This is a genomic window from Qipengyuania sp. L-5Y (genome assembly GCF_056859455.1).
Map to the genome: position 1 here is coordinate 85,881 of NZ_JBSXOM010000031.1, position 17,658 is coordinate 103,538.

Consider the following 17,658-nt stretch of genomic DNA (forward strand, 5'->3'; position numbering starts at 1 on the left):
TGAGGGGCACCTACCACAGTTCGAGAGGCCCCACCTTGATCGACCAGCCAATCCAGCCGCCACGACGTACGCATTTCATCGACGTGGCGGCTGGCGTGATAAGAGCGGGTCGCAAGCTAGGGGCGATAGATCCTGCCCAACTGGATAAGAATGCATTGCTGGACGGTGCGATGCAGGCAACCGGTCTCGATGATTTCGGCGATGATTGGTTCGAGCGGCCCTTCGATGCGCTACTGGACAGCGTGAAGAGCGAAGCGCGGCTCAACGCGGCAGGCGACTTGTCCGCGATGAAGCAATTTCACCATATTTTGCGCGATCGGCTGTATGCGCAGATGTGGTTCAAGCGGCACCCTGAAATTCTGGCTCGGCCATTGAGGAACCCGGTCGTGATCGTCGGGCCCATGCGGTCCGGAACGACGCGCCTTCATCGTCTTTTGGCGGGAGACAAACGTTTCGCGCATCTGCGCAGTTTCGAGACGATCAGTCCGGTACCACGTCCGGAGTTCGAACAAGTGCTGGCCGGAGAAAAAAAGGATTTCCGCCCGAAGCTGGCCAGCCGGATCATGAAAGTTGCACGGCTGGCCAATCCGCGCACTCTCTCCATCCATCCCACCGGCCCGTATGAACCTGAAGAGGAACTCGGTCTGCTGGTGGCAAGCATGTGGAGCATGAAGCACGACGCCCAGTGGCACGTGCCCTCCTATGCGCAGTGGTGCGAAAACGAAGACCCGGTCCCCGCATATCGTCACATGGCGAACCTTCTGCGTCTGATCGGCTGGTCACAGCAGGAAAGTTCCCTGCGCCCGTGGATCCTTAAAACGCCGCAGCATATGCTCGACCTGCCAGCCTTGCTCGAAGTGTTTCCCGATGCACGGTTGATATTCACTCATCGCGATCCGAAGCAGTTCGTGGCCAGCGCAGCCTCGCTGGCCTGGAATCAGCAGATCATTTATTCGGATCACTGCGACGCTACGCGTACAGGCCGGGAATGGCTGGGCAAGACCGCCACCATGATCGAACGGATGCGATCTTCGCGCGACCTGATTCCGGCCAACCGCATGATCGACATCCAGTACGAGGATATGGAAAGCGACTGGCGCGGAACGATGGAACGTGTCTACCGCTTCCTCGGACTCGATATGGCGCCGGCAATCCCCGCCATGCAGCGCTATCTCGACCGTTCGGCGAGGCTCAAGCGCCTACCGCACCGTTACAGTCTGGAGCAATTCGGGCTAAGGGAGCAAGAGGTGAGCGAACGGTTCGCCGATTATACCGAGACTTATGGTATTCCGACCGGCACGCCGATCAGCGATGCGAAGCGTTTTCGGTCGGGCGCATGACGAAAGGGGCGGAGCAATCGCTCCACCCCTTGCATTTACAACTCTCCGAATTTCCGCGTGGTCAAAATTTGACCTGGCCAGTCACGAATACGCGGCGTGGATCGCCGTAGAAGGCAGTCAGGTTCCCCTCCAGCCCGAGGACGGATCCGGTGACGAAATCGTATCCGGACACGATGTAGCGCTGATCGAAGAGGTTTTTCCCATGGATCCCGATGGACCAGCGATCACTGTCGTCGGTGTAGACGATGCTGGCATCGACCAATGCATAACCATCCTGATCAAGCGGCCCGGGAAGTTCGAACTGGCTCGCGTCTGAGCGCAGCGAAATCGAACCGAGGAAATCCACGATCCCTCTGGCCACGGGAATGCCCAGATCGAACCCGGTATTAACGGTTACGTCGGGGGTGTTCTGGAATACGCGCTGATCCGCAACGTCATTGCCGAGAGCGTCGATGAATGTGTTGTATTTGGCATCCAGCACGCCAAGCGCCCAGTTGAAGGTCAGGCGGCTGCCGGGTCCGGCAAAATTGCGGCCGACAACGGCCCGACCTTCGAATTCGACGCCGTTGACGTCCGCATCGCCCGCATTGGACGTAATGCCCACGAAGCTGTCGCTGATGCCATCGCCGTTGCTGTCGACGCCGACCGAGCCGGGGATCTGCACGTCGGTGTAATCGCCTTTGAAAGCGGCCAGGCTGATGAACAGACTGTCGTCGAGCAGGGAGGCTTTCCAGCCGATTTCGTAGCTGTCGACCGTTTCGGGCGCGAAGCTGAGAAATTCATACTGGTCCGCATAGTCGATATCGCCATCGCCATCGAGGTCCGGCGCTTGGCTCGTCTGGCCGCGCGGATCGAAACCGCCGCCCTTGAAGCCTTTCGAATAGGTGGCGTAAAAAGTGTGATTAGCGTTAGGTTTGAAAGAGAGCGAGGCGCGCGGGGTGAATTCCTTGAACGTAGCACTGCCGTTGAAGTCGCTCGTGACGGCAATCGGGACCGCGTCAGTGGGCGGGAAGAGATCGGAATACCCGCCGACGAATGTGGTGCGCAGAATGCGACTGGTCCGCTTGTCCCATGTATATCGGCCTCCGAGCGAGAGACTGAACTGATCGGTCAGATCGTAGGTGAAATCGCCGAATATCGACCAGGTCTTGGTATCGACATCACCCAGCGTCTGCGCATTGAGGCCGGGAAGATTCACGGACGGAATGGCGCCCGTTGTGAACAGTGCCACATCGAATGCAGTAAAGGCACTGGCATCGAGATAGTAGGCACCAAGGACGCCCGATAGGCGATCACCTTCATAAAGGAACTGGAGTTCCTGGCTGAATTGCTTGTTGCGGTAGATGGCGGGCACATCGAGATCGGCCTGGGGCAGGCTGTCGAAATCGATGGGAGTGGTCGAATGATCCTTGCGATAGCCGGTGATCGACTTGACCGTCATGGTGTCATTCAGCTCATACGCGATGGTCAGGCCGCCGCCATAGGCTTCGACCTCCTGATCCACGACATCAAGCCCGGCGCGGGTATCGTAGACATCGTCGAGGACGGGCGCGCCGGAAAATGCACCCGGCAGCAGGCGGTGGCCCTGGCGCGGGTCCGAATTGTCTTTCACATAATCGCCAGACAGGCGGATGAAGAGAGGGCCATTGTCGAATTCGATCGTGCCGCGGGCCCCCCAGACATCCTTGTTGTAGTTTTCGACACCTTCCTGAACCAGATTGTCGCCGAAACCGCCGCGCGACAGCCGGGCACCGCTGACACCCACCTTCAGGCTATCGGACACTGGTGTCGATGCGGTGACGATCAGATCTGCCTGATTATAAGATCCGTAGGTCCCACGGACCTTGATCTCGGTCTCGTCGGGCAGGGCGGCCGTGACGTATTTGATCGCGCCGCCGATCGTGTTGCGGCCGTACAGAGTGCCCTGCGGTCCGCGTAGAACTTCAATCCGCTCGACATCGTAGATATCGAGCACGGCACCTTGCGGGCGGTTCAGGTAGATGTCGTCGACATAAAGTCCAACTCCGGCTTCGAAGCCAGCCACAGGATCTTGCTGACCGACGCCGCGAATGAATGCGGTCAAGGTTGTATTGGTGCCGCGGCTGACCTCGAGCGTGAGGTTGGGCACTTCCTGCGCTAATTCAGTAATTTCGAGCGTGCCACTTTTGGCCAGTGCTTCGCCGGAAATGGCAGTGATGGAAAGCGGCACGTCCTGAATGCTCTCCTCACGCCGGCGCGCTGTCACCACGATTACGTTGTCGTCATCCACGACCGGGGCCGCCTGGTCTGTGTCCGTGGTCTGGGCAGACGCGGGCGCTGCAAGGAACGCGGCGGTTGCGGCGCTGCCAAGCAGGCCCGCAACGAGGAATCTGGTGGTTTTCATAATGTGAATCTCCCTCCCAATATCTTTATATGCTTCCCTGATACTGAAACCTGAACCACCTTTCAAGTTTGTTGTTGCGTCGAGTGGATGGCATCGGTAGCGTCGAGCCATGCGAGGGGGATTGAAATGAAGGCTGAGCAGGGGCCCGACCTGGCCAAGGCGCCCCGCACGGAACGTGGGCGAAAGACGCTGCGCAAACTGCTCGATGCAGCGACGAGGGAGTTCGCAGATCACGGATTTCACGATGCGTCGATCAGCGGTATTACCCGCCGTGCGGGGGTGGCGCTGGGCAGTTTCTACACCTATTTCGATAGCAAGGACGCGATTTTCCGGGCGCTGGTTTCGGACATGAGCGAAGGCGTGGGCCGCGCCGCGCGTCAGGCGCTTTCGCCTTCGATGGGGGCGCTGGAAATCGAACATGCGGCGCTGCACGCGTTTCTTTCCTTCGCGTCAGAGAACAAGGAAATCTACCGCATCATCGACGAGGCTGAATTTGTCGATCCCGACAGCTACCGCGCACATTACGAAACCATCGGGACCCGTATTGAAGAGCGGCTGAAGGCAGGCGGCGATAGCGGCGAGTTCGTATCCGGTCTCGGCGCGCCGGAAGCCTGGGCGGTTATGGGGATGAACGTATTTCTGGGGTTACGCTATGCGATATGGGCGCGAGAGGGCGACCCGGCTTTCGAGGAAATCGCGCGGCGCGCCAACGATTTGCTGGCGCATGGCATCGCTTCATCCGGGGATTGATCCGCGGAACTCCCGACGGGCCAGACCGTTCAGTGCCCAAAGGAGAAATCGACATGATCGGCAAGATTATCGGAGCAGTCGTCGGCGACAGGGTCGCCAAGCAAACCCGCGGTGTCGGAGGACCGGCAGGTGCTGCGCTCGGTGTAGTGGCCGCCACGGCCATCCGTCGTCTCAGCCTGCCTGCAATGGTGGTACTGGGCGCAGGCGGCTATTTCGCGAAGAAGCATTTCGACAAGCGGAATGCGGAGAACGAAGCAACTACGCCACCTGCGACATCGACAGCCCCTCACAAGGCCAAGTCCGCAAAGTCCGCGAAGGTAGCCTGATCTATCGGCGACGCGATGCGAAGGCCGTCCCGCCGGGGCGGCCTTTTGCATTTGTAAGGGCGGAAAATGGTGGGCGCGGCAAGGATTGAACTTGCGACCCCACCCGTGTGAAGGGTGACGAGAATACCGCTCAATGCTCTGAAAATAAACGCTGAACTTGATTCTAGGAATATGGCGCGTACGGCGTTTGTACGAGCTCCTGACGATATGTCCGTTGGTCGTTGATCGGGCTTATCCCAGAGTTAGGATACTTGGGCGGAGTTTTGCGCCGATCAAATCGGTGTCGGCTTTGCGCCCTCATAACGGTCATTCGAGAGATTGATGTAGCAACCCAAAAGCGGACGTTCGCTTAACAATGAAAGGTTGCCGAGCGTGTCGGGTGCTGAGGGCCGGGTGCTATCAGTCGATAAGCAGAAAATTGTTAGTCGCGTTCAGGCCGCAAGTGACGTGTGCGATGTAAGTATTTCCCTTATGTCTTCTAGGTTGGTCGGTCTTCCAATGAAATAGCCCTGAGCAAGATCGCAGCCCGCTTCCCGAAGGAAGGTGAGACAGCTTCGATCCTCCACTCCTTCTGCAACAACTCGCAGACCAAGCCGATGCGCAAGGTCGATGGTCGACTGCACAAGAAGCGCATCGTTTGGGTCCTCATGGGCGTGTTGAACAAAGCTCCGGTCGATCTTCAGTTCGGACAAGGGCAGCTGCTTGAGATAAGTCAATGTCGACTGGCCTGTGCCATAATCATCCATCGAGATTGCGATGCCAAGATCGCGAAAGTGCTGAAGTGCGGCGACAGCGGCGCTGGGATCATCGATTGTTGCTGATTCAGTCACCTCGAAAATCAAACGATCCCGCGGAATTCCTGTCTCCGTGAGGATCCGCTTTGCCTTGTCGATGAATTCGTTTGAATAGACCAGCTTTGCAGAAATATTGACTGCAGCGCTGACGACTAGACCATGTTGGCACCAAGCGGCCAAATCATCGATGGTTCTTTGCAGAACATACAAGGTCAGGTCACATATGCGGTTCGCATCTTCGGCCATCGGAATGAATAGGTCGGGTCGTAACGGACCGCGTTGCGGATGATTCCAACGGACGAGTGCTTCGACGCTGGTGATACGATCAGTCTTCAAATCAAGCTTCGGCTGATAGACGACCTCAAGCTCACCCAAATCGATTGCCACATCGAGCTCTCCCATGAGGGAGATCTGCCGTTCCACTTCGGTTTGCTCATCAGCCAGATGAATGTGCCAAGGTTCGGCAGTTCTCAGAGCCGTTGCAGCGGACAACGCCGCCTCTGCTAGGGCTTGAGGTGCGGCAACGCCAAATGCTATCTGGACATCAACGCGTCGCCCTCCGACCTCGATGGGACTTCGCATCAGTGCATGCAATGCCTTTAGCATTGCCTCCATCTCTCCGGCTTCAAGAGAAGAATGCCAAGCGAGCGTGCGGTCCTCTATTCGATAAACTGTGCTGCCGAAGTTCCCTACGAGGAGCCGCTCGGCAACGCGTTTGAGGAGTTCTTTCGTATTGTGATCGCCCAGAACGCTCGAGAGCGCCGCGAAATTACCAATGATTGCCGTAATGCACGCGGCCGACGCCGGATCAATCTCTCGTTCCATCGACAGTCGGTTCGGAAGCCCTGTGTCGGAGTCATGGACGCGCCTATGGTCCAAATCCTTTTTAAGAATTGCCAGCAACTGCGCAGCGCCTGCAAACAATACCGCGACTGCGGCGGGTGCGGCTTCGAGCATCGTGTAAAATGCGAACCAAGAAACGCCGTAGGCACTCACAACTGTGCCCAGCGCTACGGCGCTGCGCGTTGCGGCCTGGCGCATTGTTGTCGCCCGTAGCAACCAGGCGAAGCCTGCACAGGCTATTGCCATAAGAACAAACGGGCCTGCGCTGGCAGGCAAAGCCGCAAAGAGAGTTTCAGCTGCAATCGCTTGAACAATGACCCCGGGAATGACGCCATGTTGAGGAACAGCGTACCTGTCGCCCATTTCTATTGCCGTGGCACCGACCAACACATCTTTTCCACGAAGATCGGCTTCGGCAAACCGACCGTGCTCGATATCAGAGAAGCTGTGGCGGGGTATAGTCAGAGGGTCGATCGACAGATCTAATGGAAAAGGCTGATCGACCGTCCCGGGTCGGCCCGCAATCTGCGCGGACAATGATGGCCGGGGAATGCCCTGCGTAAGAGTGCCTAATGGCATTCGCCGCACGAATCCGTCGCCGTCTGCTGCGATGGAAACCGAACCCAGGATTGCATAATCCCTCAAGGCCGGGATCGGCAGGGCGTCTAGCATCCTTGTGTCGTGCCGAGATGCTCTTTGCGCAAATGTCGGCAGGACGATCGTTGGCTTGGCCTCGGCCAGCGCCGCGGCGAAAGCGAGATCCTGCTCTGTTTCAGATGGAGTGGAAAAATCGACGTCGAAGGTAATGCTCCGCACGCCCGCATCCGACAGCCGACTGACAAGTGCACCATAGTGGCGCCGGTCCCAGGGCCACCGGTCTATCTCTGCCAGGCTTGCCGCATCCATCTCGACGACGTGAAGCTGGCCGCTGGCTTCGCGGGAATGGATGCCGAATAGGGAATTGCGCAAAGCATCTTCAGCGCCCTGCAAAAACCCCGAGCCCCACAGTAACATCGCAGCTGCCAGCGATAGTACGCAGATCAGCAGTCGGCCGATAGTGGCGCTCATACCCATCGACCGCACATTGCGAGATGTCGAAAGGCATCGAAGGCGTTAACGATTTGCACGACTAGTCACCCTTGCCGGGGCCGCCGTCCTTGCCCGGACCGCCAGGTTTGTCGTCCTTACCGGGCTTGTCATCCTTGCCGGGCTTGTCGTCCTTACCGGGCTTGTCGTCTTTGCCGGGCCGATCATCCGTGCCGGGCAGGCCAGGCTTGTCATCCTTGCCGGGATTTTCGCCGCGGCTCGGTTGATCCGGACCGTTCACGCTCTTGTCGAGCGGAGCCTTGCCTACCGAAACGGACCGGGAGCTTGCAGCCACTTCCGCAACGAGTGCGACAGGGGCCGGACCAGATACTACTCCTGAAGTCGCCTTACCCATATCCGCAGGCTTACTTACAATCGCTGAAGCGATAAAAGGCAGCGCTGACCCCGTAGGACCGCCGCCGCTCTTCACAGGTGTGCTGGTTGAGCGAAGGTCTGATTGGCTCCCTTTCTCGACATCGCGAGACGCTGGCGCCTGAATGGTGACGGGCTCTACCTCTACCTCTACCTGCTCCTTCTCTTCGTTCTGAGCCGCAGGACGTGCAGGGGAATCGATCACGATTGACTGATCTCCCGAAATCGACAGGCGATACTTATCGCCAGCTGAAATCATCGCGACGTCGCCGGGCCGAACAAGATCGCGCGCGCCGCCATCAAGCGTAGATACTTCGACGAGCCCTTCGGTGACTTGCAACGACGAGCCCTCTGCGCCCACCGTAACTGAAAAGGTTGTGCCCTTCACGACAGCAGCGAGGTAAGGCGTATCAACTTTGAAATGCGGGGTTCCCTTTTTTTCGACACGAAAGATAGCGTTCCCGATTTCCTGGAAGAATTGGGTTATCGAAGAATTCTTGGACTCCCTGGGAATGCGAACACGGCTATTCGAAGCCACGGTCACAAAGTCGTTCTGATGAACGAGAACCGCTCGGGCTCTTGCCCCAGTCGCAATCGTGTCGCCTACTTCCACGGCGACACCGCGCCGTGCAGCGACACGCTTTCCATCCCGATCGACGAACACTGGCCCGCTGACCTCGCTCACCATCCAGCCAGACGACTGCGCAATCGCTTGTGAGCTTGCGCACATAAGCAGCGCAGCCGTTACACTTCGGGTGAGGGATTTGATCATGCGTGCGACTCCATTCAATTTGCCAGATGTAACGGAGAGGCTTGGGGCAACGGTTGAGGAACAGGGTTTATCAGGGATCAAATTTTATGATTTCTAAATCTTTAAGGCGCAGTCCCGCGAGAACTTAATCAGATACTTAGAGGATCCCGTGGGTCGCAATTACCTCGCCATCGCCTCGTTAACATTCAGTTTGCTCGCCGTTCCCTGCTATGGACAGGTCGCGCTCGACCGTGTCGATCCGGGGCGTGCAGAAGAACGCGTGACGAATGAACGTGAAGAAATTCCAACAACAAACGATCCGCAAATCTTAGAAACTTCCACTGCGTTTCAAACGCAGGATGACGTATTCGTCGGCGCGATCGCTATCGATGGGCTGCACGTCATGGCGCGCGGCGATTTCTCGGATATTGTCGAAAATTACATCGGCCGCACGCTGAGCGGATCCGAATTGACCGAACTAGTCGAGCGGCTCGCAAACCGGGTGAAAGCAAAATTCCCCTTGGCAAGCGTCTATGTCGAGCCACAAAAAATCACTGCTGGTGTGCTTCAGGTCACCATCGACGAAGGCGCAATCGACGAGGTTAGGATCGAGGGGGCGCAAAACCGGTCGGTCGTGGCAGCTCTATCAAAATTAGCATCGGGACAACCGGTCACGGCAGTGGACCTCGAGCGCAGCCTTCTCGTGGCCGGAGATATCGACGGGGTAACCCTGGGCAACGTCCGTGTCATGCGCGAAGAGAACAGAAATGTCCTTTTGGTAAACGGCACCTATGAGCGTGTCGGTGGCAGCGTGACATTCGGCAATGACGGATCGAAGCCGCTCGGGCCGCTCGAACTCTACGGACACGTTAGATTCAACGGCCTCTTTGCCCAAGATGACACCTTGCAGGTATTTATTCTCGACACAGTGCCCGAGGTAGAAGAGCTTGTTTTTGGTCAGGTACGATACGGCAAACGGGTTAGTCGCGAAGGAACTGAAATCTCGGCCACCGGGTCTTTTTCGCGCAGTGCGCCCGGGGCATATCTCGAACCGTTCAATATTCGTGGAGAGAGTTGGACAGTATCGCTAGGGCTTTTGCATCCAGCGCTCCGGCGACAAAATTCGAGTATCTGGATACGCGCGGACGCTTCCCATCGACAAATTGAACAAAGTCGTGATGGAGCTCTCGCGCGCCAGGATCGACTGACCACCTTATCAGCTGGCATCTACGGCTATTCACGTCTCGCCGGTGGATGGTTGCGCGCCAATGCGCAGCTTAAGCAGGGACTGGATCTTTTCGACGCGACGCAGCTCGGAGATCCCTTATCGTCCCGCCAAGATGCCGATGGAACTTTTACGACAGCCACGTTCGATATCGGCTGGCGAAAGAATGTGGTCGCCGACTTGGGAATAAATGTCGCGGTTCGCTCGCAGTTGGCCTCGCAGCCGTTGCTCATCTCCGAAGAAACGGGACTTGGGGGTGCTAACTTCGTTCGCGGCTACGACTACAGTGAACGGACCGGCGATCAGGCCCTTCTAGCCTATGGGGAAGTCCACTATTCCTGGGACAGTCTTCCAGGGCCACTATCTGAGATGGAAGTCTACGGTTTCGTGGATGGTGGTAAGGCATATAATCTTGACGAGGGCTTCGGCGGGGGGAGTCTCTTTTCTTCAGGTGGTGGTTTCAGAGCTGACATCGGAAAACGCCTCGCCGGTGGTTTAGAAATAGCTGTGCCGCTATCGGGCGTGCGCTATGATACGGGAGATAGCTCGGCCCGGGTTCGATTTCAGGTCACCCAGGCATTCTAAGCTGCTGATAGCAACGAACTCGGGACAAGGATGTGAGCGGTCAAGCCCCCGCAAGGGTTACGCGAGAACTTCAAAGAACCATTGAACCTAGTCAGCAATATATATGCCGTTGGAATCCCGAGGCCGAAGCCGTCGGTGTTTCTCTGCCGGGCTTGATCGATGCGGAAGAACGGTTCCAATAATGATGGGAATTGATCCTCGTCTACCCCAGGGCCGTGATCGATGATGTCTATCGTATAGCCCTTTTTACCGACACGGACCGCAACCTCAGCCGACCCAGCGAACTGAACGGCATTTTCTATCAGCGCATGGATTGAGCGCTTGAGGGGCTCTTTGAATGTCTTGATGACGATATTCGTCATACCGATCACCGTAACGGCTTCTCCGTAGCGGCTCGTTACGTCCACCAGCAATTCGCCGAGATTGACCTCTTCAGGATCGCTCTGAAGGAGTTGTGCACCAAGATAGCTTTCGAGGGAATCCAGCAAGCGGACCATCTCGTCTACGCTTTGATCATGTATGCCGACGAGTTCCTTGTCTTCAATCATTCCAGAAATCGTTTTAAGTCTGGATAGCGGAGTGCGAAGATCGTGCCCGATCGCCCGATACGATTTGGTTTGATCACTCAAAATGCGATCAATTCGTTCCTGCATCGCGTTCATTGCGTGCGCCAGGTCCCGAAGGTCTCGAGGCCCCATTTCAGCGATTTGGACCTTGCGCCCCTGACCAATTCGCTCGGCCGCATCAGTAAGGGCGCGCAACGGCTTCGAAACCAGGTACAAGAGCACCAGACCGATGACCAGAAACGCAGCCGTGATCACTGTAGTGAGAACCATGGCCCGCCAGGCGACTGGCCACATGCTCGTCATGTCCCGCGAGACGAAGTTGAGCCAGGTACCATCGTCCAGCTGCAAGGAGCCCTCCAGATCGCGACTGCCGTTATTCGACTGGGATGTGGACAGGTGGAGGGGCCTTCCGGCCAACGATGGTTCCCATGCTATTATATCTTTACCGATGCCAGTCAGCATTTGATCGCGGCTCGAACCTTCAACGTTCGGCGCAGGTGATACGTCTAAGGAGAGGTATCGTGTGGTCATGTTTGACGCCATCTGATCGGGCGCAAGTTTGTGCATTCTCTGCCCCACGACGAGAAGTTCGGCGACGCGCCGCGCATGGTCGTCCTGGAGCGTCTGGCGATCAATAAGTTGATAGAATACGAGACTGCCGGCGAGTTGGATGATGCCAAGAGCCAAAAATACGGCGGCGACATAAACCCCAAATCCGTGAGCCTTAAAGCTGCCTATCGGTGAGCGTTTCAAACCTCTTCATCCATTACAGGCCATTCTGGCTACAGTTGCGAGAGTGCTTCGCAAGCTTTTTAGCGGTGAAGAAAATTATAAGAACGCTTGCGCCTGGTATTCTGCTAAAGAAATTTCTCTGAAAGATAGCGTTATGAGCCGGACGTCTGTTCTGCGCTACCTGTCTCCACAAGCCGACAGTCCGCGGCCAACCTCATTCCAGTCGGTCTGCCCGGCGTTCAATCCGTAAGCCTTCCAATAGCTCCGCGCTATTACTTACGGCTACGAATTTTTCGTGACGCTCGGCTCAAAATTTCTACAATGGAAACGAGGCGACAGGCGGTCCACGTTTGAATGCGACCCGGCGTGGTAAGGCGTCCCTCTGTTGGTCTGCCGTCTCACCAAACATCCCCGGACTGACTTGGATAATTAGTAGCGCTCAGGCTCCAAATAATTAACACAGTTCACTTGGTGTTTATCGCGTTTGCCGCTTGAGCCACGTGGAGATGCAATGGAGAAAAGGTTGCAACAGCTCGCCGAGCACGCCCAGCAGGTTGCTGATTGCGCCAATCGCGCCATCGAAAGCTCGTCTGCAGCGACAGAGATGAATGCGCTCAATGATGCCATGATGGCCTACCGGAGCGCCGCGGTCTTTTATCTTACCCATCCCTAAATTGCCGACTACGTCCGTGCAGATGCCAGAAAACACAGTCCAGAAACACGTGAGGCGATTGAAAGGATCGCAGATCTGATCGACAGGCTCAATGAGCCTGATTAATCGTCGTTAATTGGTGGTCGGCTTACACTTGTAAGTGATCACGGGATTTGTGCTGACGTCGGATCCTGCTCCTTGGAAAATGAATTGCTAACCATAAAAAAGGCCCCACCGAGAGGTGGGGCCTTCAAGGAGACGGCGTGGAAGAATCCAAAGCCCTCCGGGTCGCAGGAAAGACAATACGCCATCCGGATGGTAAGCATTGTAACCTCGCGACATATGCGAATATGTGCCACATGGGGGCTCATTCTTGTTTAGTTAAACGGGTGACCTCCATATCTCAATGGACCGGGATTCAGATCACGGTCCATTAACTTGGTGTCGATGTGAGATATGCTCTGCTGCTGGCGGACGGGGTGAAGGGCTGCTTCGCGCTCTCATACCGGTCGTTGTTCTGCTTCTTTTAGATCACGTGAAAGCGGACGTCATCGTGGTTTACTAGAGCCCCATACCGGACACCCTCGTCGTCAATTCGCAAAATGATAGCGACAACGCTGAAGCTGAATTGTCGGATTGGCTACGGTGCTCAGGACAGGACCGTGGCACGCAACTGGCGAGACGATTGAGACGATTGAGACGATTGAGGCGATGCGGATAGATCGTGCGCCGATCAATCCGTTCTCGGAGATCTACCAGATATGCACACGTTGTTCCGGTGGAAGGTAGAGCGCATCGCCCGGCTCGACGTCGAATGCTTCATACCAGCCGTCGACATTCCGGACTGCGCCGTTGGCGCGGAATTCTCCGGGACTATGGACATCGGCAGCCAGGCGGCGGCGCGTCTCGGCATCGGTCGAAAGCATGCGCCACAATTGGCCCCAGCCGAGGAAATAGCGCTGATCGCCGGTGAAGCCGTCGATCACCGGGGCCTTGCCGCCCTGCTTGTCATTCACATACCGGCGATAGGCGGCATAGCCGACGGTCAGCCCGCCAAGGTCGCCGATGTTTTCGCCCAGGGTCAGGGCTCCGTTCACATGCTCGCCTTCGATCGGGGCATATTCGTCGAACTGCGCGACAAGGCGGTCCACACGCTCGCGAAAAGCCGCCTCCGACTGCGGCGTCCACCAGTTGCGGATCTTGCCGGTCCCGTCATAGCTTTTTCCCTGATCGTCGAAGGCGTGACCGAGCTCGTGGCCGATGACGGCACCGATCGATCCGAAGTTCACCGCGATATCGCCGTCCGGATGGAAGAAGGGCGGCTGGAGAATTCCGGCGGGAAAGGTGACCGAATTGCGCGCCGGCACGTAGCCTGCGTTGATCTCCTGAACGGCAAACGGCCATTCCCAGTCGCGGGTTGGGTGCCCCAGCGTGCTCATGTTGTCCGCCCGGTGCCATTCAGAGATTCGCCTGACATTTCCGACGAGATCGTCGGGTGCGATGCGGATCGAAGTGAGGTCGTGATAGCGCTCGGGAGAGCCGATGTAGGAGGTGACCTGATCGAGCTTGGCCAGAGCCTCGGCGCGGGTCCGGTCATCCATCCAGTCGTTGTTTACGAAACGGTCGCGGTACTCGTCCCTGAGATAGCCGATCATCGTGTCGATCGTTTCCTCGTACTCGGGCGGGAAATACCGCTCGGCATAGAGCTTTCCGATCGGTTCGCCGAGCAATTCGCCCAGCATGCCGATCGCCTGTTCTTTCAGCGGGCGCTGGGTCTCGACCCCCGAAAGGGCCGTTTCCGTGAAGGCGAAACTGGCATCGGCCAACGGGGTGCTCAGCAAGGGCGCATAATCGTTGAGCAGGTGGAACACGAGATAGGTGCGCCAGGTCTCGATCGGGGTTTGCGCCACCAGCGCCGCAAGATCGCGCACGGCGGTATCGGTGTTCACGTTGATTTCGGTAGCAGCGCCGGCGCCCGCCGCATCGAGCAGGACGGGCCAGTCGATCCCCGGGGCATAGGACTGGAGTTCGGCGATGGTCATCGGGTGATACATCTTGACCTGGTCGCGGCGCTGTTGTGCCGACCAGCTCCTGCGCGCGACCTCCTTCTCGAGTTCGAGCATCGTGTCCGCGCGCTCGCGCGCATCGGCGAAGCCTGCCTGCCGGAACAGGGTCTCCGTATAATCGAGGAACGCGGCGCGAGCGGCGTCGAATTGCTCGCCTTCGCCAAGGTATTAGATCGGGTCGGGCATGGTCAGTCCGCCCTGGACGGCCACCAGCATCGGCTTTTCGGGATTGCCGGGGTCCGCCACGACGCCGAAATTGACAGGGCGAGTGGCTTCGGCAAGTCCCATCTTCTTCATGAGATCGGCGCGGTCGTCGATCATCATGAAACCATCGATCAGGTCGCGCAACGGCTCGATCCCGACCCTGTTGCGTCGTTCGACATCCATGTAGCTGCGATAGAAGTCGGCAAGTTGCTGCTCGCTCGTTCCCGCCTCCTGGGGCGAAGCCAGCAGGTCGGCAATCATCGCGTCGACCTGCTGATCCGTCTTGCGGCCAACCTTGGTGAAGGCAGTCCAGTTCGGATAACCATCGGGTATGGTGGAACGCGCGAGCCATTTACCCGATACGTAGCGATAGAAATCGTCGCCCGGATCGACGCTGCGATCCATGGCAGTCAGATCTACGCCCCATTCGCCGTAGCCGTCGCCATCCATGCTTTGCTGTGCGGAGGCGAAGCTGCCGATCGACAGGGCTGCAATCGAAAGCCCGCCGGCGGCCAGGCAGGAAAGAACCCTTTGCGAAATAGGCATCAACGAACTCCCTCTGTCAGTCGAGCAGCTCCAAAGGCGCCTCATCCAGTCACTGGTTGCAGTCTCGGTCCCTGAAGCTTCTCGTCAGTTCTTGGCGACCTCCAATTCATATGATCGCGTCGCTCCTGAATCCTTGTCGTTCCCCATCATGTAGACGATGATCGAGTATTCGCCGGTGGCAGGCGCAACCGCCGACCAGGTGTCGGCGTCATCGACCGCCCTCGACCCCACAAATATCGCGTCACCGGGACTGCCGCCGTGCGGCAGCACGTTGAAATACATAGATCCCGGACCATCGAGCGTGACATTGACCGTGTCGCCCTCCGAAGCCGTGAAACGATGCGTGGCGATGGCATTGCCGGTGATATCGCCCGCGAAACTGGTTGGACCGCTTGTCCGGCTCGCATTGCGACAATCTACAAGCTTGGACTGCGCTGTTCCAGCAGCCCACGACGAATGTCCACTTCCCACCCTAATTGCTGCCGTTAGACGTCTAATTGAACAAGCCCAAAACCAGTCATTCTCTAGCGGATGTCGATAACGCGTAGTTCGCTGAATCACATTTGACCGGCAGCCGTAAATTACGAACTGATCAGAATGTCTGTTAGGCCTATAACCGGTCGTTCAGCAAACGACCCAAAGCGGACTCAATCGTCTTTCTTTGCGGGGTCAGGTCCAAACATGGTCTCGTTGAACCACTCGCTGAGTCTGAGGCCGCCTTGCCAGAGAAACCAAAAGGCGATTCCACAACCGAACATTGCAAGACCGATTTTTACATCGTTCCAACCGTAACCCCACCCAAACTCCAAGAAGGAGTCAGCGGCAGCAGCAATCGTGAATAGCCCAATGAATGCCAGCCAAATCGGAATAAAAATCCGACCATAGCCTCGGTTGAAGCGAGCCATTCTATGAGCGAACGAACCGAGCGGCATCATTTTAGCCTAGTATCGCGATTGGCAGTTTTCCACCCCAAATGCGGACGTTGGCAGCAGTTGTCGCAGCGCTTCAAAGCCGAAAGTCCGATGATCGAGCAAGCACTTAAAAGCAGTCCGGCTGCTCACGACCCCATTGCGGACGTCGCCACCGTCGATCAAAGATACGAAAATGTCTGGCGAAGATAAGTTCAACCGCTACTTGGCCCCAGGCACCAAGGTGAGCCTGAGCAATCCGGCTGATGGTCAGGATGAGCACGGCGTGGTCATCCACTGTTGGTGCGACGAAGACATCAAAGCCTACGACTGTTATGTCGCATTTTTCGGAACCGAAATCCCCATCCGCAAACCCTCAAAGAGGCCATATGTGCTGCGCTACGCGGCGAGTTCCCTTCGGATTACGGAACCTTCCCCGCACGCCTTAATACTGCGCGATACCGTGATCGAAATGAAGGACCACCTAAGCGACCTCACAGGCGAAACGGACTTTGATCGAGGCTACGCCATGGCATACGATTTCGCGACGAAAACGCTCAAGCGGCAATGCGATGTTTTTGACCTCCGCGATGATTTGGGCTGGATGGAGCCGGATGTGTCGAAGTGGCTGCGCGAAGAGTAGTGTCGGCTAACCACCTCAATCTCTGACATTCGGAGTAGCGGGCGAACGCCCCACTAGCAGACTGGCAGCATGGAGCGATGCTCACCCAAATCCAGACGGGCCGCCAACGACCCCATTGCGGACATCCCAATCACTGGTAACTTCTTGTTTCGGAGGAACTAGAATGATCCAAGCCGTTATCGCCTTTTTTGCATTGCTGACGCTGATAGGCATGTCTTTGCGAGCGAACCGAAAATTCGCGGGAGAGCGTCGACTACCAATGCAATGGTCCATGCCAGGAACAGTCAACTGGACTGCTCCGCGGCCTTTGGCATTATCCTTTACGCCTATGCCGGCGGGCCTTGTCCTGGTCGCCGCAACCGCCGCAACAATCATGAGCGAACCTCGGCCCGGTCAGGAAGGGATGGCGGTCCCGGTTATACTGTTTCTGTCCGCAGCTTTCCTAGCCGCTCACAGCTTGCATCTGCGGTTAATCAGCAAACTGACAAATCCGACCGGCAGCTAACCACCCCAAACTCAGACATTTGGAGCAGCGGGCGAACGCCCCACTAGCAGACTGGCAGCTTGGAGCGATGCTCACCCGAATCCAGATAAGCCGCTAACGACCCCCTTTCGGTCGTTAGTGCGGCCCGTTGCACTTGGGTTCTGAGAGTTTCTGGGGAGGTGCGCTCAGATGGATTTGGATAACGAGGCAACCTCCGCCTGATGACATCGGTAAGTCCAATTTGGTGGGAACCCACCTCCTATCGCCCGCATCCGCAATTCCATAATCGGTCTGGTCGCAAGGAAACCCATTAATGGGGTTGCTATCACAAGCCTCCTGAACCCATTCCCGCCTTACGTGGCTATTCGGAAGATGCATCACAAAGAGACCGTCTACTGCGCC

Annotated in this window: 13 protein-coding genes and 1 pseudogene; 6 read left to right on the forward strand and 8 right to left on the reverse strand. The window is 57.1% G+C overall.

Annotation, left to right across the window (positions count from 1 at the left end):
• Nucleotides 1-35: 35 nt before the first annotated feature.
• Complete coding sequence (locus AC13F2_RS11400) at nucleotides 36-1,340, forward strand: sulfotransferase family protein (RefSeq protein WP_482965277.1); 1,305 nt, start codon at nucleotides 36-38, stop codon at nucleotides 1,338-1,340.
• Between the two features lie 61 nt (nucleotides 1,341-1,401).
• Here the strand turns inward: AC13F2_RS11400 and AC13F2_RS11405 are convergent, their stop codons facing one another.
• A complete protein-coding gene (locus AC13F2_RS11405; RefSeq protein ID WP_482965278.1) occupies nucleotides 1,402-3,723 on the reverse strand; it encodes a TonB-dependent receptor in 2,322 nt (773 codons plus the stop codon).
• A gap of 126 nt (nucleotides 3,724-3,849) precedes the next feature.
• On the opposite strand from AC13F2_RS11405, the gene AC13F2_RS11410 reads away from it, so the two are divergent.
• Together AC13F2_RS11410 and AC13F2_RS11415 are read left to right on the forward strand one after the other, a co-directional pair.
• Nucleotides 3,850-4,473: a TetR/AcrR family transcriptional regulator gene (locus AC13F2_RS11410; protein ID WP_482965279.1), complete on the forward strand. Its 624-nt coding sequence runs from the start codon at nucleotides 3,850-3,852 to the stop codon at nucleotides 4,471-4,473.
• 53 nt (nucleotides 4,474-4,526) lie between these two features.
• On the forward strand, nucleotides 4,527-4,799 hold the full coding sequence (locus tag AC13F2_RS11415) for a hypothetical protein (RefSeq protein ID WP_196846785.1): 273 nt from the start codon (nucleotides 4,527-4,529) through the stop codon (nucleotides 4,797-4,799).
• A gap of 431 nt (nucleotides 4,800-5,230) precedes the next feature.
• On the opposite strand, the gene AC13F2_RS11420 is transcribed toward AC13F2_RS11415, so the two are convergent.
• Together AC13F2_RS11420 and AC13F2_RS11425 are read right to left on the reverse strand one after the other, a co-directional pair.
• Nucleotides 5,231-7,504, reverse strand: coding sequence for a putative bifunctional diguanylate cyclase/phosphodiesterase (locus tag AC13F2_RS11420; protein ID WP_482965280.1), 2,274 nt, complete (start codon nucleotides 7,502-7,504; stop codon nucleotides 5,231-5,233).
• A gap of 61 nt (nucleotides 7,505-7,565) precedes the next feature.
• Nucleotides 7,566-8,666, reverse strand: a complete 1,101-nt coding sequence (locus AC13F2_RS11425; protein WP_482970471.1) for a FecR family protein — start codon at nucleotides 8,664-8,666, stop codon at nucleotides 7,566-7,568.
• Between the two features lie 148 nt (nucleotides 8,667-8,814).
• Between AC13F2_RS11425 and AC13F2_RS11430 the strand changes: the two genes are divergently transcribed.
• Complete coding sequence (locus AC13F2_RS11430) at nucleotides 8,815-10,455, forward strand: ShlB/FhaC/HecB family hemolysin secretion/activation protein (RefSeq protein WP_482965282.1); 1,641 nt, start codon at nucleotides 8,815-8,817, stop codon at nucleotides 10,453-10,455.
• Here AC13F2_RS11430 and AC13F2_RS11435 read toward each other — a convergent pair.
• Nucleotides 10,452-11,774 carry a sensor histidine kinase gene (locus AC13F2_RS11435; protein ID WP_482965283.1) on the reverse strand — a complete coding sequence of 441 codons (1,323 nt, stop codon included), beginning with the start codon at nucleotides 11,772-11,774 and terminating at the stop codon, nucleotides 10,452-10,454. The two genes, AC13F2_RS11430 and AC13F2_RS11435, sit on opposite strands and share 4 nt — an antisense overlap.
• A gap of 502 nt (nucleotides 11,775-12,276) precedes the next feature.
• On the opposite strand from AC13F2_RS11435, the gene AC13F2_RS11440 reads away from it, so the two are divergent.
• Nucleotides 12,277-12,426 (forward strand): hypothetical protein, encoded by a 150-nt coding sequence (locus tag AC13F2_RS11440; RefSeq protein WP_482965284.1) that lies wholly within the window; start codon nucleotides 12,277-12,279, stop codon nucleotides 12,424-12,426.
• 731 nt (nucleotides 12,427-13,157) lie between these two features.
• Here AC13F2_RS11440 and AC13F2_RS11445 read toward each other — a convergent pair.
• The 4 genes and pseudogenes from AC13F2_RS11445 to AC13F2_RS11460 form a co-directional block, all read right to left on the reverse strand.
• Nucleotides 13,158-13,844: a M13-type metalloendopeptidase gene (locus AC13F2_RS11445; protein WP_482965510.1), complete on the reverse strand. Its 687-nt coding sequence runs from the start codon at nucleotides 13,842-13,844 to the stop codon at nucleotides 13,158-13,160.
• Between the two features lie 105 nt (nucleotides 13,845-13,949).
• A pseudogene (locus AC13F2_RS11450) lies at nucleotides 13,950-15,266 on the reverse strand (M13 family metallopeptidase); the annotation flags it as partial.
• Between the two features lie 39 nt (nucleotides 15,267-15,305).
• Nucleotides 15,306-15,692: a hypothetical protein gene (locus tag AC13F2_RS11455; protein ID WP_482965285.1), complete on the reverse strand. Its 387-nt coding sequence runs from the start codon at nucleotides 15,690-15,692 to the stop codon at nucleotides 15,306-15,308.
• 176 nt (nucleotides 15,693-15,868) lie between these two features.
• Nucleotides 15,869-16,153 (reverse strand): hypothetical protein, encoded by a 285-nt coding sequence (locus AC13F2_RS11460; protein WP_482965286.1) that lies wholly within the window; start codon nucleotides 16,151-16,153, stop codon nucleotides 15,869-15,871.
• A 172-nt stretch (nucleotides 16,154-16,325) separates the two neighbouring features.
• Between AC13F2_RS11460 and AC13F2_RS11465 the strand changes: the two genes are divergently transcribed.
• The gene (locus AC13F2_RS11465) at nucleotides 16,326-16,772 is read left to right on the forward strand and encodes a hypothetical protein (protein ID WP_482965287.1); all 447 of its coding nucleotides are present in this window, start codon (nucleotides 16,326-16,328) and stop codon (nucleotides 16,770-16,772) included.
• The last annotated feature ends 886 nt before the right edge of the window (nucleotides 16,773-17,658 follow it).